This is a genomic window from Celerinatantimonas yamalensis (genome assembly GCF_046054155.1).
Classification (GTDB): Bacteria; Pseudomonadota; Gammaproteobacteria; order Enterobacterales; family Celerinatantimonadaceae; genus Celerinatantimonas; species Celerinatantimonas yamalensis.
Window position 1 is genome coordinate 173,871 of record NZ_JBEQCT010000008.1, and the last position, 21,687, is coordinate 195,557.

Consider the following 21,687-nt stretch of genomic DNA (forward strand, 5'->3'; position numbering starts at 1 on the left):
CATACTACGATCAAGCTTGTTTTAAATATGGTTAATAACCATCTCATTACGGTCTAGTAATACTCCTAACAAAACGTAGGGAACATAATATGACGCCAATAGAACAAATCAAAACATGGATAGAAGATAAACCAACTTGGTGGAAGCACAGTGTTAAACTTGCTCTTGAAAACGGAGAGCTAGCTCAAAAAGACCTTGACGAAATTTATCAGGTAGCACGTATTGAGCATGGACTAGAACTGCCTCTAGAAGAATCCCCCCCTACCAGCCAGGAATTAGACTTTACTGGGCATACTAGTGAGCAAGGAAAAGTCAATCTACTATCATTGTCCGAAGTGTATGGTGTTGGTGCCCTTATTGAAAAACAAGTTCTAACATTTTCCAGAGATGGCATCTTCATCGTTTATGGTGACAATGGAGCAGGAAAATCCAGCTACTCCAGCATAATGAAAAATGCTTGCCTAACACGCGGTTCGTGCCCAAAAATATTAGGGAATGTATTCGAACAAAAAAATCCTTCGCCCAGCGCCACGATCAATATCTTAGTAGATGGGAAAGACGAAACTATCCCTTGGAGCTTGAATTCGTCAAGCATTCCCGCCCTGAAGGCAATTAGGGTTTTCGATACAGATTCAGCTCATCATTACGTCAACAAAGAGGATGCTCTTGGGTTCAAGCCTTCTGGCTTAAACTTACTAACAGAGTTGACCAGAGCAATCAACCAAGTCAAAGCTATTGTTGAAGAAGATATAATGCCAGGAAACGGCCTTATTGCCTTAAAGCCAATAAATCCCGAAACTAATACAGCACGATTCTTCAACGGGATATCTGCCGACACTAAAGAAGAAGATGTTAAAAATCATATAGCTACGACAGAGGCTCTTGAATATATAGAACCTCTAAGACAAGAAATTGCAAAAGATAAGCTACAAACCCCAGAAAGCTTAAAGGCCAACCTCAATCAACAAAAACAAATAATAACACCGCTGCAAGGATTTATTCATAACGCTTTAAAACCTTTAAGCGATAAAGCTTTTGACCGGCTTAAAGAACTGCAAGAAGATTACAACACAAAGCAGAAAACTGCCGATGGGATAATGCAGGCCACTCTACAAGGCCTACCTCTAGAAACTGTTGCAGGTATAAACTGGCAAAGCCTATGGAGAGCAGCAAAAATATTCATTGAAAACGAACCAAATTCTCACAACTTCCCACCTACCCAAGGTGAAAACTGCCCTCTATGCCTCCAGGAAATCTCAGAGAACAGTAGTAAGCGACTAGCCTCACTAAATAGTTTCTTGGCCGACCGTGCTGCTACAGAAGCAAAAAAGGCTCATGAACTATTGAGCAATGCTATAAAAATGATTTTATCACAAGACCTTAGCTTGGAAAACTATAAGGCTGCACTAGAAGAATCCAACAAGCTAAAGCCCGGTATAAACGAAAGAATAATAGCTCTGTTTGAAACCCTAGCCGAACGCCAAAAGATATTTACCACGTCCTCAAAACTACCAGACCTTCAAACGATACTAGATATCTCACCTTCAGTTGACGTAAACGCAATATTAACAAATATTAATGAACAGATAGAATCAGTTAAAACCAACCAAGACTTAGCTGATCTCATCAATAGGAAAGAAAAAAAATTACAGGATCTATTAGACAAAAAACACATCAATGATAACTATGAATCAATAATCACAAATATACGCCGTTATAAAGTCATCAGAAAGATGGAAACAATAAAGAATGAATGCAACACTCGCAGAGTCTCTGATCTTTCTTCAAGAATTTACCAACAAGGGGTCATAGAACCTCTCATCTCTACTTTTAGGGACGAACTTAAGAAATTTGGATTCACGCGCTTCTCGGTGGATGTTCAAACAAGAAACTCTGGAGGACAACAACAATTTAAGTTAGCAATCGCAAATGCTGGAGAACCAATAGTTGCTAAGGTTGCTAGTGAGGGAGAACAGAGATGCATTGCAATAGCAGCTTTTTTAGCAGAGATGAAAGCAGATAACAGACTGTCGGCTGTCATATTTGATGACCCTGTGAACTCACTAAGCCATCAGTGGAGTAGTAAAGTAGCCGCCAGACTTATTTCAGAATCACTTTCTCGGCAAGTAGTCGTATTTACTCATGACATAGTTTTCTTCAAGCTTTTACTAGAGCAAGCCGAACTCCAAGGAGCTCGGCATGCAAGCGTCGCTTTAGAGCGTTCTAGAAAATTCGCTGGCCTAGTAAGGGATAGTGCTCCATGGGAAGCTCTAACAACATCAAAGCGCATAAAACATCTAAATGTAAAATTACAAGATTTAATGAGGTTGGATAGAGATGGGACTGAAGCTGATTTTCGTCAAGCATCTCGGGCATTTTACGGCTTACTCAGAGAAACTTGGGAACGATTAGTTGAAGAAAAGCTGCTCAATAAGGTCGTAAGCAGGTTTGAAAGAGGGGTCTACACACAACGCCTATGTCGCCTTGTTGACATTTCAGAGGATGATATAGCTAAAGTAAATAATGCAATGGGAAAATGCAGCACCTATTTCACAGGACATGACAGCGCTCCGGCAGTAGGTGATCCGTATCCGACAATCAAAGAAATTGAAGATGACTTGAAAAACATCAAAGATTTTCTAAATGAACTACAGAGAAGCCGTAAGAGGACCTGACCAATCCAATATCTCTCCACAAAGGCGGCTCACAGCCGCCTTTGTTTTCGTTCATCATAATTTATTTAATGCAGCGTGCCGAACAATGGCTAACGCCAGCTCGAAGTCCTCCGGCGTCGCTCGGCCAGTTTCGGCCTGGTAGTAAAGGATCGTGAACATATTGGCGACTGCCTCTGCGACGGGCGAAATCTGCTGTGCGTTTCCTGGTCGATGAACTCCAGGGCGGCCAGCTTGGTCGCTGCCTGATGAATTGCTTGCTGAACTTCGATATTATGTGTGGTTGTCATGTGTCACCTCTCTGTCAGGTGGTATGTGAAAATACGGGCCGGTGCACCATCACCGGTCCTTATGCTTCCTAACTACTTGCAGCGGCCAAACGGCCAGCGTCTGATTTTGTCGATTTGATCGACCGATCCCGTCATGTCCTTGTAAGCGCACCCGGCCAATCTGTTTTGGAATACCTCCATTTTGTTGGCGATGGCTTTCATCTTCGGGCCGTGTCCGGTGTTGTGCAGCCACTGTCCTAAAAAATAGAAAGCCAGCATCATAATGAACATCACTGCGAAGAAACCAACTACCTCCGCAAGATTTTGAGGTGGAAAGTTAAACTCCATCATCAGTAATCCTTATCTAGTTAGGCCATGCGGACTTTTTAACAAAACTGGCAACCGCTCTATTTCTTTCCTGATGACACTCTCAATGAGAAAGCCATAAAAAATGCCAGTCAGTATTACTGACTGGCATTTCATTTATCTTATAAAGGCATAACTAGCTATTTATAGCCAGTCCTACTCCCATTCAATGGTAGCAGGTGGTTTACCTGAAATATCGTAAACCACACGTGAAATACCATCGATTTCATTGATGATGCGATTTGAAACGCGACCTAAAAATTCATATGGCAGATGCGCCCAATGTGCAGTCATAAAATCAATCGTTTCAACAGCGCGCAAGCTCACGACCCAGTCATATTTACGTCCATCGCCCATGACGCCAACAGAGCGAACAGGCAGGAAGACTGTAAATGCTTGACTGACTTTGTTATATAGGTCAGCTTTATGCAGTTCCTCGATGAAGATCGCATCAGCGCGGCGCAGTAGATCGCAATACTCTTTTTTCACTTCGCCTAACACGCGAACCCCGAGGCCAGGGCCTGGGAATGGATGACGGTAGAGCATGTTATAGGGCAGACCAAGCTCAAGACCAATTTTACGGACTTCGTCTTTGAACAGCTCTTTAAGTGGTTCAACTAGCCCCATTTCCATCTCTTCCGGTAGCCCACCGACGTTGTGATGCGATTTGATCACATGTGCTTTACCAGTTTTCGCCCCAGCTGATTCAATCACATCTGGATAGATGGTGCCTTGTGCCAACCATTTTGCATTATCTAGCTTGCTGGCTTGTTCATCGAACACTTCGATAAATACCCGGCCAATCGTTTTACGCTTTTGTTCAGGATCATTGATCCCAGCAAGTGCGCTTAAAAAACGCTCTTCGGCTTCAACTTTGATGATATTCAGCCCGAATTTATCACCAAACATCTCCATCACTTGGTCAGCCTCATTAAGACGAAGCAACCCATTGTCGACGAAGACACACGTTAAACGCTCACCGATAGCACGTTGCACTAACATCGCAACAACCGAGGAATCAACACCACCAGACAACGCTAGGATAACTTCATCATCACCGACTTGCTGTTTAATTTGAGCAACAGCATTATCAATAATGGAATGGGCCGTCCACAGCGCTTCACACTGACAGATATTCAACACAAAATGTTCAAGGATCTGTTTTCCTTGGCGAGTATGAGTCACCTCAGGATGAAATTGCACACCATAGAAACGCTTGTCTTCATTGGCCATGGCGGCGAACTGGCAGGTTTCGGTCCGGGCTAAAGCCGCAAATCCATCAGGAATAGCAGAGACTTTATCACCATGACTCATCCACACATCCAATAATGGTTGATCATCATCAGAAAGAGCGTCCTGAAGCCCTTCTAAAAATGGTGAGGAGTGCAACACTTCGATCTGCGCGTAACCAAACTCACCTTCGCCAACACCCTTAATGACTTCGCCACCTAGTTGTGCTGACATGGTTTGCATACCATAACAGATCCCTAACACGGGAACACCGGCTTGAAAAACATATTCAGGAGCTCGCGGTGAGTCGGCTTCGATGACGCTCTCAGGACCACCAGCTAAGATGATGCCATTAGGCGCAAATTCACGAATATCAGCTTCATCAACATCCCAACTCCATAATTCACAATAAACGCCAATTTCACGGATACGCCGTGCAATTAATTGGGTGTACTGGGAACCAAAGTCCAGGATCAAAATTCGGTGGTCATGGATATCTTTGTTCATAGCCTGTTATTTCTCTATCAAGATGTGCTAAAAAATAAATCGGCGAGGTTATTCTACCTCGCCGTGTAATGCTTTGGACAGCTTAGCTACCGAGACGATAGTTCGGCGACTCTTTGGTAATTGTAACATCGTGAACGTGGCTTTCACCCATCCCGGCGCTAGTAATTTTCACAAATTCAGCTTTGGTGTTAAGCTCCTTAATGGTCGCGCACCCCGTTAGCCCCATACATGAGCGCAGACCACCCATCTGTTGATGAATGATCTCTTTGAGCAACCCTTTATAAGCAATACGCCCTTCAATACCTTCAGGCACCAATTTGTCAGCCGCATTATCACTTTGGAAGTAGCGATCAGATGAACCTTTCGACATCGCGCCGAGAGATCCCATACCACGATACGATTTAAATGAACGACCTTGATACAGCTCAATTTCACCGGGGGACTCTTCAGTGCCCGCCAACATACTGCCAACCATCACACAACTCGCGCCAGCGGCCAATGCTTTGGCGATATCACCCGAAAAACGAATACCACCATCAGCAATAACCGGAATACCCGTCCCTTCAAGCGCTTCAACTGCATCAGACACTGCGGTAATTTGAGGAACACCGACACCAGTAACAATACGGGTCGTACAAATAGAACCTGGGCCAATCCCGACTTTCACGGCACTTACACCCGCTTCAACCAGTGCTTTAGCACCTGTGGCTGTGGCTACGTTGCCGCCTATAATTTGTAACTCAGGATACAGTTCACGAGTCGCACGAATGCGATCTAACACGCCCTGCGAGTGGCCATGTGATGAATCGATCAGCAATACGTCCACACCCGCTTCGACCAAGGCCGCGATCCGTGCTTCATTGCCTTCACCGGCGCCTACTGCCGCCCCAACACGAAGCCGACCGAGCTCATCTTTACAAGCATTTGGTTTGCGTTCTGCTTTTTTGAAGTCTTTAGCGGTGATCATACCGCGCAATTTAAACTCATCATCAACCAACAACATTTTTTCGATGCGGTTAGTGTGCATCAGTTGTTCAACCCGTTCACGCGTGGTTTCAGTGGTCGTGATCAAACGCTCTTTGGGGGTCATGACGTCGGCGACACGGGTATTTGGATCGGTTTCAAAACGGATGTCTCGACCAGTAATAATCCCAACAAGATTATTACCAGCAGTCACCACTGGGTAACTCGCAAAACCATTTTGTTCGGTCAATTCAATGATCTGTTGCAAAGTCATGTCAGGTGAAACAGTCACAGGATCAAGCACGACACCATTTTCGTTTTTCTTCACTGTACGAACCGCATTTGCTTGCGCTTCAATTGACATATTTTTATGGATAAAACCGATGCCGCCTTCTTGCGCTAATGCAATAGCCAGACGTGCGTCAGTCACGGTATCCATTGCAGCAGATATCATTGGGATATTCAGTTTAATTTTAGCTGTTAACTGAGTCGTCAGGATAGCGGTATTAGGCAGGACCTGTGAATGTGCTGGCACAAGCAACACATCATCAAAGGTTAGTGCTTCTTTTTGGATTCTCAACATTGCAACATCTCACCGTAGTTTGTCATGTCTTGGGGGTGTAAATATTGCGGATGGATTATAGGCTTTTCACTAGCCAAGGTAAAATAAAAAATGCTATTTTGGTCTATTAAATTTTTAAGTCACTCAGAGTACTTGCATGGACAGTTCGACACCTTCGCGCAATATTTTATCGGTCAGTCAGTTGAACGAAAAAGTTCGCCAGCATTTAGAACTGCATATTGGTGAAATATGGCTCCAAGGTGAAATATCTAATCTAGTACGCCCTTATTCAGGCCATTGGTATTTTAGTCTTAAGGATAGCCAAGCCCAAGTGCGCTGCGCCATGTTCAAAGGACAAAATCGCAAAATATTATTTGACGTTGAAGATGGCCAACAAGTGTTGATTCGCGCTCGAATTAGCGTTTATGAGCCGCGAGGCGAATATCAGTTAATCGTGCAATCGATGCAGCCGGATGGGTTGGGCGCCATGCAATTAGCCTATGAACAACTGCGTTGTAAACTGGCCGCCGAAGGACTTTTCAGTGAACAGCGCAAGCGCCCCTTACCCGAAGTGGTACGCCAAGTGGGAGTGATTACCTCAGCCAGCGGCGCCGCCTTTCATGATATTACCGCCGTCCTCAAGCGCTTAGCGCCAAGTATTACTGTGATTCTCTATCCAAGTTCAGTCCAAGGGAAAGAAGCGCCCGCTGCATTAAGACAGGCGCTGCAATTAGCCAATCAGCGCGATGAAGTTGATCTATTAATCATCGGACGCGGCGGCGGTTCTCTTGAAGATCTTTTTGCATTTAACGATGAAGCGCTAGCCCGCTTAGTCGCCGAGAGTCAATTGCCCATTATCTCAGCAGTCGGCCATGAAATTGATTTTACACTCACCGATTTTGCCAGCGATTGGCGAGCACCAACACCTTCGGCCGCAGCTGAACGCGTTGCCTATGGGGTTCACCAGTTACAACGTATTCAAAGCCAGTTAAGCGAGCGCTTAGAACAATTAGCCAATCAATGGCTATCACCCTACCAGCTGCGTCAACAGCACTTACATCAGCGCTTGCTCAACCAATCACCATTACGTCAATTACGAATGCGCCAGCAACAACTGGATGAATTGCAGCAGCGACTGCACGATGCCCTGACGCGGTTGTATCAGCAGCGGCATAAAGAACAACAGTCAATGCAGGCTCGGTTAACTCGCATCACCCCAGCGCAGCGCATCGCCTTAGCGACTGAGCGCTTACAGGCACTTAACATTCGCCTGAACCGCGCAAGCCTCACCCTTTGGCACGACAAGCAGCAGATTTTTACGCAAACCGTAGCACAGCTCAATGCCTTAAGTCCCCTCGCGACTCTATCTCGAGGTTACAGTGCGGTGCGCTCTGATACAGGCCAGTGGCTTACTCACATTCACCACCTTCGGCTTGACCAATCGGTGGTCATCACTATGCAAGATGGCCAAGCGAAGGCCATTGTCACTGCGATAGAACCTACATCAGCGCATAATCCACCCCATCAATAGCTGTTTGACGACTGATCGATGACTGACAGCCTGCTAGCAAGACATGCTGTCATTTTTTAGCATGGAGATTTTAGCTATTAGCTATAGATAATCCATCTACTACTTTATCATTAATAGTGACTTTATTTTTTTATCCCTAGACGCTTTATTGTTAAATACATAAACTAATCACTATCAAGGATGATTTATCGATCTGAAGGACGCTGATGGGATGATTACTCAGGACAATATGGCTATAGATTTTGATAAATATAGTAATGGGAAGCTCATTGAGCTGATCTATCAAGCAACCGTTGAACCCCAATGTTGGCCTGAACTACTTAAGCAACTCTATTTACTCACACAGCGTCAAAATAATGTCTCTCACTCGCATAAAGAACACTCATTATTTGAAGCGATGCGCGGGCATGTGCCATGTGATTCATTTGAAGATGATGACGTAGCCTTAAAACCAGTATTGCGCCACTTATCGCAAGCGATTCGAATTACCAAACGAATCTACGAAAATGAGGAACAACAGCAATTAATGCACTCGATCCTCAATCGCATTCCTGTCGCTCTATTTCTAGTCACATCTGATGGCACCATCATATTAATGAACCAACTTGCAGAGAGAATGTTGGATGAATCCCCTCATATTTATCAGGTTGATAACAAACTGCATTTACAAGATAGTCAGAAACAACGCCAGATGATAACGATCATTGAGGAATTATCCGTCTCACGCGCTTTTGAAGCTCAAAGTCGAGGTCTGCAGCTTGAACAAAAAGAGGAATCGTTATCCGCAATGGCAGTGTTCACGCCGTTAAATCCCAAAACGGAGTCTATTTTTGATAAAAGAGCCCAAGTCGCAGTTTTCCTATCCAGTAGTAATTATAAAAACAAGCTAGAGCTCTCGGCGATCGCTGATATCTACCAACTCACACCAAAAGAGCTGCGGGTTGTCGACCACATTGTCAAAGGGATCTCACCGCCACAAATCGCTGAGATGCTCCATGTCAGCTATAACACCGTGCGCACACAACTGAAGTCCATTTATCAAAAGATGAATGTGAACAAGCAAAGCGAGTTGGTCAATCGGATTCTAACTGGCCCAGCCAGTATGCTATTCCAAAGCCATCAGCTTGCCGATTTAATACAACACGATGCAAACCCATCGGATCACAACATCACGCTCAGAGATGGACGAAATCTTTGTTATCGTGAACGCGGACATTCCTCTGGGGTACCCGTACTGTTCTGCCACAGCATCTTAGGCTCGCGTATGGAGTGTTTTGATCTCAACATTGATTGGGCAAAAAAAAATGGGCTAAGGCTTATTATTCCCGATCGACCCGGATACGGTTATTCGGACCCCAACCCCTATATCAGCTATCAATTATGGAGTCTTGATGCGCTCGAGTTAATGGAGAAATTACATATCAATACATTTTCTCTGATTGGATATGCAGCGGGGTGTCATTATGCTTGCACTTTAGCTAGTCTTGCACCCGATCGCGTGCAACATATGGTATTAATCGGATCAGGCTCCCCGATTACCGAACCCAAAGACTACCAAAAAGCCACGCCACTATTTATGATGCAAACTCAGCTTGCAAAACATTTTCCGCAGTTGTATCGATTATTTTTGGTCATTTTAGAGCGAAGTTTAAAAGAAAACCCTATCTATTACATTGACTTATTAGCTACAGAGGTACACGCTGATGATCGCCTGTTGCTACAGCAATCAAAATATTATCGCTTACTTGAATTAACCTGTGCTGAAGTCAGCCGTCAAGGGATCCGAGCTTTTGCTGAAGAACTCGCCCAATACAGTCAGCCATCAACGTTCAATTACACCAGTATTCAAACGCCTGTGACACTATGGCATGGTGAAAATAGTAGCTATATCCCACTCAAAAATGCACTTAGAGTGCACAACCAATTGCCACATAGCGAATTTAACCTGGTCAAAAATGCCAACCATTTATTTATTTATCAGCATTGGCCGGCTATCCTAGCCGCGCTCAAGCAAAAACTGACCAACTAACACCTGAACGCGGTCTATCGACAGCGTTGTATCAAATCGACTGCAATTGATAAATAACCTGTCGTTTGGACTGCAAGCTATTACATTGTGGACAGAAATAGTCAACCGCCCCACATGCTTTTAAGACTTCTAAAGGCGATTGGCAGGTTGGACAAAGCACTCGTTCGAGATAGTCTTGCTCACAATGAGCACAATGCCACTGTTGGCCGTGTGCCGTCTGACTTAAAGATTGCCCACAATGCGGGCAATCATAGCTTGAAGTGGCGTTATTTCTTGTCATGTGTACCTTTACCCGCCCGCTGCTTATCTAAACGTTTGCGAGCTCGTTGCTGGCTCAATGTTAACTTATTCGTTTTATTTGCAAATGGGTTTTCACCTTCACGAAATTCTATTCGAATTGGCGTTCCAGTCATCTCAAGCGCTTTACGATAATAGTTCATCAAATAGCGTTTATAAGAGTCCGGCAGAGCACTGACTTGATTACCATGAATAATAATTCGCGGCGGATTGTAGCCACCCGCATGTGCGTAACGCAATTTAACTCGTCGCCCTTTCACCATTGGCGGCTGATGATCCTCTCGCGCCATCTCCAATATACGAGTGACTAATGCAGTTGAAATGCGTTTAGTCGCACTGCTATAGGCCGCTTCAACAGATTCATACAAATGCCCAACACCGGTACCGTGCAATGCTGAAATAAAATGCACATTGGCAAAATCAATAAAGCCTAAACGCCGGTCTAACTCGCGCTTAATTTCATCTTTGACATCTTGGGTTAATCCATCCCATTTGTTGACAGCTAAGACCAAAGCACGCCCAGCATTGAGAATAAAGCCAAGTAAACTCAAGTCTTGATCCGAGATCCCCATTCGTGCATCGATCACGAGCAAGCAAACATTCGCATCCTCAATGGCTTTGAGAGTTTGGATCACCGAAAACTTCTCAACCTTATCAGCAATTTTACCCCGGCGGCGAACCCCAGCAGTATCAATCAGCACATAGTCACGTTCATTACGTTGCATCGGAATATATACGCTATCACGCGTGGTTCCAGGCATATCATAAACGACAACGCGATCTTCACCCAAAATACGGTTAATCAACGTCGATTTGCCTACATTCGGACGGCCGATGATGGCCAGCTTAATCGGTAAATCTTCCAGCTCTTGAGCTTGTTTCTCCGCAAGCGCTTCTTCATCAATAACTGGCTCATCAATATCGCTATCAGTGTGCTCATTATCATCAGACCAATCTTGTAAAAATGGGCTCAGTGCTTGGCTCAGTAATTGGTTAACACCTCGGCCGTGCGCGGCAGCAATGGGGTAGACATCCCCCAAACCTAAACTATAAAAATCACTGGCTGCAACCAGCGCATCAACACCATCGGTTTTATTGGCCACTAAAAAAACAGGCTTATCTTGACGACGTAAATGTTCGGCTAACATATCATCGCCAGAACTCACTCCAGTTCGACCATCGACGAGAAACAGCACGACATCGGCTTCATCAATAGCGGCTAGCGATTGGCGCGCCATTTCAAGATCAATCCCCTGTTCTTTGCCGTCGATGCCACCCGTATCAATTACAATATAGTTATGCCCGCTTAGCTGCGCTTGACCATATTTACGATCACGCGTCAGTCCAGGATAATCGGCTACCAGCGCATCACGCGTGTGGGTTAAGCGATTGAATAATGTTGATTTGCCCACATTAGGGCGCCCGACTAGGGCTACTACAGGAAGCACCATGAATTTTGTTTCCTAAAAATAAACAAAAGCTCACAGCCATTGAGGCTATGAGCTTTATTGTAATAGATCGATAAAAATTACGCGCGTTTAAAAGCGATTAATCGCCCTGAACGAGTTTGTACAATGATCAGGTTGTCTGTGACCACTGGCGCCACATATAAACCACTACTATCAACTTTAATTTTTGCGACGAAATGCCCGCTATCACGGCTTATCCAATACAGGTACCCTTCTTGATCCCCAACTAACACATAATTTCCTGCAACGGCTGGGGCTGTCACGCCGCGATACGACAATGTACTTTGCTGCCAATTTTCACTGCCAGTGAAATGGTCTAAATCAATCAAATGACCGCTATCATCGGTTAAAAACAACTCGCCCCCCGAAAGCGCCATGTCGCGATAAGCTGAATAACTGCGTTTCCAACTCGTTTGACCATTTTGCAAATTTACAGCCATCAATGAACCGTTATAAGAAATGGCATACAGGTCATTACCAACAAGAACTGGCTGGCTATCGACATCAACTAATCTATCAAGTTGTGTCATTCCTTCGGATTGTGCCAACTGAGCGTTAAATAACTGCTGACCGTTGTTTTCCGAGTAAAATGAAACTGAGCCATTACTACGCCCTAGTATCACCACACCATTACTGATGACTGGGACTGCCTTACCGCGAAGGGTCAATGACGGTTGATCAATAGTAATACTCCATTGGATTTTGCCCGTTTGTGGATCCAATGTGACTAGATGACCATTGTTGGTTATAACCGCTAGTAGATCATCGCCCGTAGCTGGAGCCGCAATCACCTCTCCGGGCATATCCTGATGCCACTTGAGCTTGCCTGTTTTTGCATCAAAAGCAAACAAGTCTGCATTTTCACTACCAACATACACCATGCCATAAGCCGCTAATAGCCCGCCGGATAACCGAGCACTACCCTCAGCTATATACTGTTTTGCATTCGGTAAGTCACTAACGTCTGCCTGCCAAACACGTTGACCTTTGAGATTAAAAGCACTCAGTTGGCCTTGGCGAGCAGCGGCAAATACTAGACCATTAGCAACTGTCGGGCAAAGCTGTGAATAATAACTTCCGACGCCATCACCGACACTAACTGACCATGCTTTAACTGGGCTAAACTGGTTAGTGAACTCCGGCGTTGCCGCTGGAGTGTGCACGGGTTTATCACTGCTACACGCTGCTAAAATCAACAACATCACGCTCGCAAGCAGTAACTGATAAGCTCTGCGCATATAACTTACTCTCCAGCTAAATTGTCAATTTTTTGCTGCAAGGCTGGATCACTTCCTTCCCCATCAGCAAGTGCCTGTTGATAGGCATTTCGTGCCTGACCAACATTACCTTTAGCAACCCATACGTCACCCTTGAGCGATTCAACAATGCCTTTAAATGATGGTAAATTAATTCCATCAAGGGTTTTCATAGCCGCATCGTAATTTTTCAATTGGCTTTGTACTCTTGCCAAGCGCAGTGCTGCCAGTGATTTAATCGGCTCATCAGCCACGGTTACCACTGAACTTAATGCCGTGGCAGCTTGTACATAATGTTTATCTTGAACCAGCCGATTTGCTAACATCAATTGCGCCATTTGTGGATAGCTACCAGCGCCTTGATATTTTTTTGCATACGCCTTAAATACATCAGGGTTCACTTTGTCAGCTTGCGCTGCTTTAAGCAGTGTATCTTGATAACTCTGCGATGCTGTTTGCGTTTGAGAGTCAATCTGGTGCTGGTACCAAAACCACCCAGCCCCCCCGACTAGCACGATAACAATGAGTGCTACAATTGCTATCCAGTAACGCTGCAAGAAACCTAAAACAGCCTGTTCTTGTTGTTCTTCAGTGGCGTAGATTTCCACGCATCCTCCTCAATAAGTTTATCTCGCAAGCCCAATCGCATGCATCTTAACAAGTTTCGATTAGGTGATCCTATATCGATTACACGAAATATTCGCTTAAATGCTCTAACAATTGATCCTGACTAATCGTGACCTGTTCAGCACCCGTGCGAAGATACTTCAGCGTGACCTGATCATTAGTGATTTCATCTTCACCAACAATCAGCGCAATCTGCGCGCCTGATTTGTCGGCTCGCTTAAATTGTTTTTTGAAATTACCACCACCACGATGGTTCATCACTCGCAATTTTGGCAAACCATCACGAATTTTCTCTGCCAGCGCATTGGCCACTACATCAGTGTATTCACCTGAACCTAAGATATACAAATCGGCTTGACTGTCACTGTGATGTAATTGGCCTAACGTATCTAGCAATAGGATTAACCGTTCAATACCCATAGCAAATCCAACCGCAGGCGTTGCTCGGCCACCCAACTGTTCAACCAAACCATCATAACGGCCTCCCGCACACACGGTGCCTTGAGCGCCCAAACTGGTGGTCACCCACTCAAATACGGTTCGATTATAGTAATCAAGACCCCGCACTAAGCGATGATTAATTTCATACTCAATACCTGCGCCATCAAGTAGCAAACACAAACCATCTAAATGCTCACGGCTTTCATCGTCCAAATATTCCAATAATGTTGGTGCATCTTGGAGTATTTGCTGCACAGCGGGGTCTTTGCTATCGAGTACTCGCAGCGGATTTGAAAGCATCCGCCGTTTAGAATCCTCATCTAGCTTATCCTGATGCAGCTGCAGATATTCAACTAATTTTGCCCGATAATTGGCGCGCGCTTCATTCGAGCCTAATGAATTGAGTTGTAATTTCACCTTATCGCGGATACCAAAGACATTCCATAACCGAGCAGTCAGCATAATCAGCTCAGCATCAATATCCGGCCCATTTAGGCCAAAGACTTCACAGCCAAATTGATGAAATTGACGATAACGACCTTTTTGCGGACGCTCATAACGGAACATTGGCCCCATATACCAGAGTCGTTGTTCTTGGTTGTATAACAAACCATGCTGATTGCCCGCACGCACGCATGAAGCAGTGCCTTCAGGACGTAACGTTAAGCTTTCACTATTACGATCATCAAAGGTATACATCTCTTTTTCAACGATATCGGTCACTTCACCAATAGAGCGTTTGAATAGATCCGTGTTTTCAACGATAGGGGTGCGAATTTCACTATATCCATAGGCAGCAACGACTTGCCGTAAAGCGCGTTCAACCTGCTGCCATTTGGCAGTATCTTCGGGCAGGCAGTCGTTCATGCCGCGGATCGCTTGAATCTGTTTTGCCACGTTATTCTCGATTTTGTTAAAAGTAAATGTGATCAATCAGTTGATTATAAGGACTTTGCCATACAGGGTAAATTAACCTGTAAAAATGTTCGCTGAATTGGCACCCTATTTCACTGTTTTGGGAAAATTAAAATGGCATTAATCGACATTTTTGACGTCAATCATCGCCACTCGCGCGCGAATTTTAGCTTCTAATGCATCTACCAAATTATCATTATCAAAGCGCTCTTTTTGCCTCACGCCCGCCACATAAAAACCACTTTTATTAGCGCTACCGGTAATTCCCATATCTGATATCAGCGCTTCACCAGGGCCATTCACGACACAACCGATAATAGAAACATCCATTGGCGTTGCAATATCTTCCAAGCGTTGCTCAAGCGCATTGACTGTACCAATCACATCAAACTCTTGGCGAGAACAACTAGGGCAGGCAATAAAATTGATGCCGCGGCTGCGGATCCGAAGCGATTTAAGAATATCATAGCCAACTTTAACTTCTTCGACGGGATCAGCCGCTAATGAGACTCGTAATGTATCGCCAATTCCCTCAGCAAGTAGCATTCCTAAACCAACCGCTGATTTAACCGCGCCAGCACGTTTACTACCCGCTTCAGTAATGCCCAAGTGCAAAGGCTGCTCAATCTGTTTCGCCAGTAATCGATACGCACCAACCGCTAAAAACACATCCGAGGCTTTGACGCTCACTTTAAATTCACTGAAATTAAGTCGGTCGAGAATATCGACGTGGCGCAGCGCAGATTCAACCAAAGCTTGTGGCGTTGGTTCGCCATATTTTTCTTGCAGATCACGCTCTAATGAACCACCATTGACACCAATTCGGATGGGAATGTTATGATCACGCGCTGAATCAACCACACTGCGGATACGCCCTTCATGGCCAATATTACCGGGATTTATTCGTAAACAATCAGCGCCATATTCAGCGACAGCTAATGCGATCCGATAATCAAAATGGATATCAGCGACGAGTGGGATAGAGACCTGTTGTTTGATCTGCCGAAATGCCTCAGCAGCATCCATCGTGGGTACCGAAACCCGGACAATATCAGCGCCAGCATTTTGAATTTGCTCAATTTGGGCAACAGTTGCAGCCACATCAGTGGTGCGCGTATTTGTCATTGATTGCACCGAAATTGGCGCATCCCCACCTACTGCAACGGAGCCAACATGGATCTGTTTAGAAAGACGCCGCTCAATCGGCACGAAACCACTCATATCAACCTCTAATTAATTTGGAACTGTAATGTGTGCTGTTTTACCATTGACATTACTACTATTAAAAAGCACGGGTTTGCCACCATACTTAATCGATACCCCATCGGGCACGCCTAACACCACGCTATAAGGAGCTTGACCATTGAGTTCTAACACTTGACCCGGCTGCTTTACCCCAACAGCAAGCCGATTGCCAGCCGCATCGCTAACTTCAATCCAACATGCTTTACTAAAGCTCAGTTGAAGCTGACCCGAAGGCACGCTTACAGGACTGGTGGTCGGTTGTGTAATGGTATGGCTTAGTGGCGCAGGCTGCGCCACTTGGGTTGAATCGACAGCTGCAGTTTGAGCGACAGGTGCTGAGCTGACTTTATTTGCGCCTTGAGATGTATCGCTTGCTTGCGGGGTGTCTAACTGCGTTGCCACCTTAGCAGCCTCTGTGGCTGCATCAGCGGGCGGACTTGGCATGGCCGCTGTTGGCAAAGCATCTTGTTTACTTTTAGCAATTTGAGCTGCAGATTGCGCCACTGGCGCCTCTACTTTGGAACTATCACCTGTTGGTAACAGATGACTGATATTCAACTCACCAGATTGACTAAATGAGCTGGGTAAAAAATCTTTTAGAGAATGATTTTGCCACCACCACCCGCCTAAAGAAGCCAACACAATCACTATGATCAACAATGTGAGCCATTTCAATTTGCCATCACGCCGCCGTTCTTCAAGAACTGGTTTGGAAAACTTATCCATTTTAACCGGTTTCACGGCGTCTTGATGATGATAGGTTGTGTCCAGCACTGATGACTCTGGAATATTTAACAGTTTGGCATAGCTGCGAATATACCCCTTAAAAAAAGTTGTTGATAAAGTTTGCTGAGCATTATCGTCTTCGATATCAACAATAACCTGACAACGTAAATTCAATCGGGTTGCCACATCTTGTGCCGATAAGCCAGCGGCTTCTCTTGCCTCTTTTAATCGTTGCCCAGCACTTGGTTGAGAGGTCTCAATGTGCGCCCTTTCATCGCTATCTGGGATATGTTTAGATTCAGTAGTCATTGGCTAAGTATTTTTTCGTTTGGGGTGAATCGGGATATTGTGTAATCAATTGTCTGCCCCACAACACCTGTTGCATTATGTTACCCTCGCCGCGTGTTATCCGAATCCAAGCCAGCAAGCTCGCCGCAGAAGTCGGTGCAATATTGCCATAACGCGTTAAATAAGAACGAGCATCCGCATATTGATGCTGTTTAATTAAAACGTTGGTCAGTCCCAGTAAAGATTCCGGACGACGAGCATTATAAGCTAAAGCAGCAAGAAAATACGATTTCGCTTTATCATACTCGCCCGCATGATAGGCGCACAAGCCAGCATTCTCATTCGTGCTATCAATAGCCGTATATTGAGGGGCATTGATGGCCTGTTGGAACATTTTTTCAGCTTGTTGATAATGGCCTTGGTGACAACGAATAACGCCTAAGTTATTGAGTGCGTCACCATTATTTGGATCTTTGCGTAGCGCACGCTGATAAGCAGCAATAGCCTTGTCCGTTTGCGCTATCGCCGAGTAAAAATACCCCCATGTCAAATCAACATCGATTAAATTCGGTGCATCTTTGGCGGCCAAATCAATATTTCTCTTGGCCAGTTCGCTATCGCCAGAATGCAAATAATTAATCGCTAATGCTAAACGGCTGCGCGCGGCCTGCTTTTTATTTTTGGGTTGCTGTTGATTCTGATCAACTGGCACCCCATCGACCAATTTTTGCGTCACACATCCGCTGACCAGCCAAGGCAATAAAAATATCCATGCCCACCGTTTTAACATACTTATATCCTAATGATTCAACACAGATTTACTGAATTGTGACGGAAATAGATCGACCTTGCATCCTCTTTTTCAAGGTTCGTTTCGTGCGATCAACCACGTCACCGGCAAGCTGACCACAGGCAGCGTCAATATCATCACCACGAGTCTTGCGAACCACGACAGTTAACCCTTTTGCCATCAACACCTTACTAAAACGATCGATGCGACTGTTAGATGGTTTTCCATAGGGTGAATCAGGGTATGGATTAAATGGAATTAAATTAATCTTACACGGCGTATCTTTAAGCAATTCAGCCAGTTCATAAGCATGTTCCATTTCATCATTAACCCGCTCAAGCATGACATACTCAACGGTCACCTTACCATGATTCGCATTGGATTTAGCCATATAACGTTTCACGGCCGCTAAAAACTCACTGATATTATATTTGTCATTGATCGGCATGATTTCACTACGCAGCTTATCATTAGGCGCATGCAATGAGATAGCCAGCGCCACATCGATACGATCACCGAGCATATCTAACGCTGGAACCACACCAGATGTGCTAATGGTGACACGGCGCTTACTCAAACCAAAAGCAAGATCATCCATCATCAACTCCATTGCGGGAACCACATTATTCAAATTTAATAACGGTTCGCCCATTCCCATCATCACGACATTGGTGATTGGCCGTTGACCTGTTTGTTTACTAAAACCAATCACCTGCGCTGCGCGCCAAACTTGGCCGATAATATCAGACACTTTTAAATTGCGATTAAAACCTTGCTGCGCGGTTGAACAGAATTTACATGCTAATGCACAGCCCACTTGCGATGAAACACACAATGTTGCACGATCGCGCTCTGGAATATAGACGGTTTCTATCTCTTGCCCATGAACGAGCATTGCCCATTTGATTGTGCCATCAGCAGAGCGCTGTTCTTTTGAAATCTCAGGGGCGCGGATCTCAGCTTTTTCTATCAATTTACCGCGCAGCACTTTATTGACATTGGTCATCTGCTCAAAATCGCTGACGCCAAAGTGGTAAATCCATTTCATCACCTGATCAGCCCGAAAGGGTTTTTCCCCCATGTCGGCGAAAAAATCGCGCATTCCTTGGCGGTTCAGATCCAGTAGATTAATTTTTTGCTCACTCATGAACGATGCGATCCTTAATTAAAAAAGCGCCAGATTGTACAAATCCTAACGCCTATGAGCCAGTACCGAATACCACCGACGGCATATCGATTATCCCCAGTACTCACCATTGAATAAACCTGCTAACTTATTTTAACAAACTAAAGACCATTTAAGGAGACTCGATGCTGCGAAAATCAGCAATTGTTATAGCCATGGCTAGTATATTCCTCTCTAGCATGGCTCATGCCACTGGAGCACAGCTGTCAGTTCCTTTGCACAACTTCCCCGACTCAAACCATGTACATGGGGTAAGATTTTCATTTTTATACGGTAAAACAAAAAATGTGAGTGGATTAGATCTGCCAATATTTGCGCTCTCCGACATAGACAACTTTAAAGGCGTTCAGTTCTCACCTTTTATTGGAATAGGCCACATACACGGAAAATTTCAAGGGATAGGGATTAACTTAGTAAACTGGCATGAGGGCGACGATACTGGGGTCAATATTGGGCTGGTTAATTTTACGCACAACGTTCAAGGGGTAAATCTAGGAGCCGTGAACATCAATAGCGACCAATCATTGGTTGATATCGGCTTAGTAAACTACGCGCCAAGCACAACGTTTCAACTGGGTTTTGTCAATGCGACACAAAATCTACAAGGATTACAGATTGGACTAATTAATTATGCAGCTAATGGGATTGTCCCTATCCTACCGATTGTAAACTTTAATAAAAACTTTTAGGCACTCAAACGCCATTAAAATGAGAGAAAAAGCCCTTGATAGGCTGTTTCTCTCATCAGCTCAACTTACCTAAGCGCAATAAGCTTTGTACTCTTTTTCTAATTTTTTCGCGGCTTTTTTACTGACACCTACAGTTGCTAGTGCAGCTCGCAAGCGCGCACGAGAGAGATCAGGACCTAAAATTTCCATCGCATCCACAACCGAGGTCGAACTGGTTTTGCCAGTGATAGCCACAAAGATAGGTTCAAGAAAATCTTTTACTTTGAGCTCAAAATGAGTCGCTAACGATTTAGCAACGGCAAAGATTTCATCTTTGCTCCAATGGCGCAATGCTTCTAGCTCCCAGATGAAGAACTGTAAACTATCCCGCAATTGTTCTTCTGTAAGTTTGTGGCTTAACAGCGCAGCATCATACTCAGGGATGCCACTGACAAAATGCCCAGCTAATGGAGCCAAATCACTGAACACCTCTAAGCGCGTCTTAGCCTGCGGCAAAATGCTCATCAGTGTGTCACGATTATAAGCCCAAGCAACCAGCCGATCAGCCAATTGTTCATCGCTTAACTCTTCGCGGATCCACAATCCATTGAGCCATTTAAGCTTATCAACATCAAAGACTGGCCCACCTAATGAGACGCGTTTGATATCAAATTGCTCGATCATCTGGCTCAATGAGAACTTCTCACGACCGTCAGGCATTGACCACCCCATACGGCCTAAGTAGTTCAGAACAGCTTCTGGCAAAAAGCCCATTTTTTGATAGTACAAGATACTCGTTGGATTCTTGCGTTTACTCAGTTTAGATTTATCGGGGTTACGCAGCAGCGGCATATGTCCAAGTTCTGGTGCTTGCCAGCCAAAATCCTCATAGAGTTTCATAAGTTTAGGTGCTGAATTGAGCCACTCTTCACCGCGAAAAACATGTGTGATCCCCATCAGATGGTCATCAACCACGTTGGCTAAAAAGTAGGTTGGATAACCATCGGCTTTGAGTAACACCTGCATGTCCACTTGTTCCCACGGGATCTCAACCTCACCGCGCAAGTAATCATTGAATTTAAAACTGCCCGATTCTGGAATTTTCATGCGAATGACATACGGGTCTCCCGCATCTAAATGTGCTTGGATCTCATCCTTGCTCAAACGCAAACCCCGTCCATCGTAATGAGGTTGGATACCCTGCGCGTTTTGTTCAGCGCGCATCTGAGCAAGCTCATCGGCACTTGCAAAGCAATAAAAGGCTTTGCCTTCATCAATCAGTTGCTGCGCATACTGCTGATAAATCTCAATCCGATCACTTTGTCGGTACGGACCTTTATCACCGCCAATATCTGGGCCTTCATCCCAAGATAAGCCTAGCCAATTCAGACTATCTAAAATAGCCTGCTCAGACTCTCGACTACTGCGAGTTCGGTCAGTATCCTCAATTCGCAAGACAAACTCTCCGCCTTGCGATTTAGCAAATGCATAGTTAAACAACGCAATATAAGCCGTGCCCACATGCGGATCACCAGTTGGTGATGGAGCCACCCGAGTTCGAACAGTCATGAAATCTCTCTTAACGTTAAATGACGACAATCACAATGACCATTATCTTATCATAATGGCAATGGGCTGTTTATCTTCGTA

General features: G+C 44.8%; 17 protein-coding genes and 1 pseudogene. 4 read left to right on the forward strand and 14 right to left on the reverse strand.

The window, feature by feature from the left end; translation table 11 throughout:
* Positions 1–89: 89 nt before the first annotated feature.
* Positions 90–2,675: an AAA family ATPase gene (locus ABUE30_RS15575; protein WP_408624757.1), complete on the forward strand. Its 2,586-nt coding sequence runs from the start codon at positions 90–92 to the stop codon at positions 2,673–2,675.
* 54 nt (positions 2,676–2,729) lie between these two features.
* Here ABUE30_RS15575 and ABUE30_RS15580 read toward each other — a convergent pair.
* The 4 genes and pseudogenes from ABUE30_RS15580 to guaB all read right to left on the reverse strand — a co-directional run bounded on the left by ABUE30_RS15580 (position 2,730) and on the right by guaB (position 6,590).
* Positions 2,730–2,962, reverse strand: a pseudogene (locus tag ABUE30_RS15580) (type I toxin-antitoxin system ptaRNA1 family toxin).
* Positions 2,963–3,034: 72 nt separating this feature from the next.
* Positions 3,035–3,289 carry a hypothetical protein gene (locus ABUE30_RS15585; RefSeq protein WP_408624781.1) on the reverse strand — a complete coding sequence of 85 codons (255 nt, stop codon included), beginning with the start codon at positions 3,287–3,289 and terminating at the stop codon, positions 3,035–3,037.
* Positions 3,290–3,463: 174 nt separating this feature from the next.
* The gene (guaA, locus tag ABUE30_RS15590; protein ID WP_408624758.1) at positions 3,464–5,044 is read right to left on the reverse strand and encodes a glutamine-hydrolyzing GMP synthase; all 1,581 of its coding nucleotides are present in this window, start codon (positions 5,042–5,044) and stop codon (positions 3,464–3,466) included.
* Positions 5,045–5,126: 82 nt separating this feature from the next.
* The gene (gene guaB, locus ABUE30_RS15595) at positions 5,127–6,590 is read right to left on the reverse strand and encodes an IMP dehydrogenase (protein WP_408624759.1); all 1,464 of its coding nucleotides are present in this window, start codon (positions 6,588–6,590) and stop codon (positions 5,127–5,129) included.
* A gap of 136 nt (positions 6,591–6,726) precedes the next feature.
* Between guaB and xseA the strand changes: the two genes are divergently transcribed.
* Positions 6,727–8,100, forward strand: a complete 1,374-nt coding sequence (xseA, locus tag ABUE30_RS15600) for an exodeoxyribonuclease VII large subunit (RefSeq protein WP_408624760.1) — start codon at positions 6,727–6,729, stop codon at positions 8,098–8,100.
* 229 nt (positions 8,101–8,329) lie between these two features.
* The gene (locus tag ABUE30_RS18555) at positions 8,330–10,129 is read left to right on the forward strand and encodes an alpha/beta fold hydrolase (protein ID WP_456298929.1); all 1,800 of its coding nucleotides are present in this window, start codon (positions 8,330–8,332) and stop codon (positions 10,127–10,129) included.
* A gap of 31 nt (positions 10,130–10,160) precedes the next feature.
* On the opposite strand, the gene ABUE30_RS15620 is transcribed toward ABUE30_RS18555, so the two are convergent.
* From ABUE30_RS15620 to ABUE30_RS15660, 9 genes are all read right to left on the reverse strand, one after another.
* The gene (locus ABUE30_RS15620) at positions 10,161–10,409 is read right to left on the reverse strand and encodes a zinc ribbon domain-containing protein (RefSeq protein WP_408624761.1); all 249 of its coding nucleotides are present in this window, start codon (positions 10,407–10,409) and stop codon (positions 10,161–10,163) included.
* Complete coding sequence (gene der / locus ABUE30_RS15625) at positions 10,396–11,874, reverse strand: ribosome biogenesis GTPase Der (RefSeq protein ID WP_408624784.1); 1,479 nt, start codon at positions 11,872–11,874, stop codon at positions 10,396–10,398. The genes ABUE30_RS15620 and der overlap by 14 nt, the downstream gene beginning before the upstream one ends.
* 80 nt (positions 11,875–11,954) lie before the next feature.
* Positions 11,955–13,133, reverse strand: a complete 1,179-nt coding sequence (bamB, locus tag ABUE30_RS15630) for an outer membrane protein assembly factor BamB (protein WP_408624762.1) — start codon at positions 13,131–13,133, stop codon at positions 11,955–11,957.
* 5 nt (positions 13,134–13,138) lie between these two features.
* Entirely contained in the window at positions 13,139–13,759 is a 621-nt protein-coding gene (locus ABUE30_RS15635; protein WP_408624763.1) for a YfgM family protein, read from the reverse strand.
* 79 nt (positions 13,760–13,838) lie between these two features.
* On the reverse strand, positions 13,839–15,116 hold the full coding sequence (gene hisS, locus ABUE30_RS15640) for a histidine--tRNA ligase (protein WP_408624764.1): 1,278 nt from the start codon (positions 15,114–15,116) through the stop codon (positions 13,839–13,841).
* Between the two features lie 138 nt (positions 15,117–15,254).
* Positions 15,255–16,355: a flavodoxin-dependent (E)-4-hydroxy-3-methylbut-2-enyl-diphosphate synthase gene (ispG, locus tag ABUE30_RS15645; protein WP_408624765.1), complete on the reverse strand. Its 1,101-nt coding sequence runs from the start codon at positions 16,353–16,355 to the stop codon at positions 15,255–15,257.
* 12 nt (positions 16,356–16,367) lie between these two features.
* Entirely contained in the window at positions 16,368–17,414 is a 1,047-nt protein-coding gene (rodZ, locus tag ABUE30_RS15650; protein ID WP_408624766.1) for a cytoskeleton protein RodZ, read from the reverse strand.
* Complete coding sequence (gene pilW, locus ABUE30_RS15655; RefSeq protein WP_408624767.1) at positions 17,404–18,183, reverse strand: type IV pilus biogenesis/stability protein PilW; 780 nt, start codon at positions 18,181–18,183, stop codon at positions 17,404–17,406. Before pilW ends, rodZ begins: the two co-directional genes overlap by 11 nt.
* 28 nt (positions 18,184–18,211) lie before the next feature.
* A complete protein-coding gene (locus ABUE30_RS15660) occupies positions 18,212–19,330 on the reverse strand; it encodes a bifunctional tRNA (adenosine(37)-C2)-methyltransferase TrmG/ribosomal RNA large subunit methyltransferase RlmN (RefSeq protein WP_408624768.1) in 1,119 nt (372 codons plus the stop codon).
* A 167-nt stretch (positions 19,331–19,497) separates the two neighbouring features.
* Here ABUE30_RS15660 and ABUE30_RS15665 point away from each other — a divergent pair, with 167 nt between their 5' ends.
* On the forward strand, positions 19,498–20,058 hold the full coding sequence (locus ABUE30_RS15665; protein ID WP_408624785.1) for a VC2662 family protein: 561 nt from the start codon (positions 19,498–19,500) through the stop codon (positions 20,056–20,058).
* A gap of 69 nt (positions 20,059–20,127) precedes the next feature.
* Here ABUE30_RS15665 and gltX read toward each other — a convergent pair whose 3' ends face one another.
* Positions 20,128–21,606 carry a glutamate--tRNA ligase gene (gene gltX, locus ABUE30_RS15670; RefSeq protein WP_408624769.1) on the reverse strand — a complete coding sequence of 493 codons (1,479 nt, stop codon included), beginning with the start codon at positions 21,604–21,606 and terminating at the stop codon, positions 20,128–20,130.
* Between the last annotated feature and the right edge of the window lie 81 nt (positions 21,607–21,687).

What these genes read in the sequence shown, in the direction of transcription:
- ABUE30_RS15575 (WP_408624757.1), top strand. Translation starts at nt 90, where the DNA reads ATGACGCCAATAGAACAAATCAAAACATGGATAGAAGATAAACCAACT.
- ABUE30_RS15585 (WP_408624781.1), bottom strand. Translation starts at nt 3,289, where the DNA reads ATGGAGTTTAACTTTCCACCTCAAAATCTTGCGGAGGTAGTTGGTTTC.
- guaA (WP_408624758.1), bottom strand. Translation starts at nt 5,044, where the DNA reads ATGAACAAAGATATCCATGACCACCGAATTTTGATCCTGGACTTTGGT.
- guaB (WP_408624759.1), bottom strand. Translation starts at nt 6,590, where the DNA reads ATGTTGAGAATCCAAAAAGAAGCACTAACCTTTGATGATGTGTTGCTT.
- xseA (WP_408624760.1), top strand. Translation starts at nt 6,727, where the DNA reads ATGGACAGTTCGACACCTTCGCGCAATATTTTATCGGTCAGTCAGTTG.
- ABUE30_RS18555 (WP_456298929.1), top strand. Translation starts at nt 8,330, where the DNA reads ATGGCTATAGATTTTGATAAATATAGTAATGGGAAGCTCATTGAGCTG.
- ABUE30_RS15620 (WP_408624761.1), bottom strand. Translation starts at nt 10,409, where the DNA reads ATGACAAGAAATAACGCCACTTCAAGCTATGATTGCCCGCATTGTGGG.
- bamB (WP_408624762.1), bottom strand. Translation starts at nt 13,133, where the DNA reads ATGCGCAGAGCTTATCAGTTACTGCTTGCGAGCGTGATGTTGTTGATT.
- ispG (WP_408624765.1), bottom strand. Translation starts at nt 16,355, where the DNA reads ATGAGTGGTTTCGTGCCGATTGAGCGGCGTCTTTCTAAACAGATCCAT.
- rodZ (WP_408624766.1), bottom strand. Translation starts at nt 17,414, where the DNA reads ATGACTACTGAATCTAAACATATCCCAGATAGCGATGAAAGGGCGCAC.
- pilW (WP_408624767.1), bottom strand. Translation starts at nt 18,183, where the DNA reads ATGTTAAAACGGTGGGCATGGATATTTTTATTGCCTTGGCTGGTCAGC.
- ABUE30_RS15660 (WP_408624768.1), bottom strand. Translation starts at nt 19,330, where the DNA reads ATGAGTGAGCAAAAAATTAATCTACTGGATCTGAACCGCCAAGGAATG.
- gltX (WP_408624769.1), bottom strand. Translation starts at nt 21,606, where the DNA reads ATGACTGTTCGAACTCGGGTGGCTCCATCACCAACTGGTGATCCGCAT.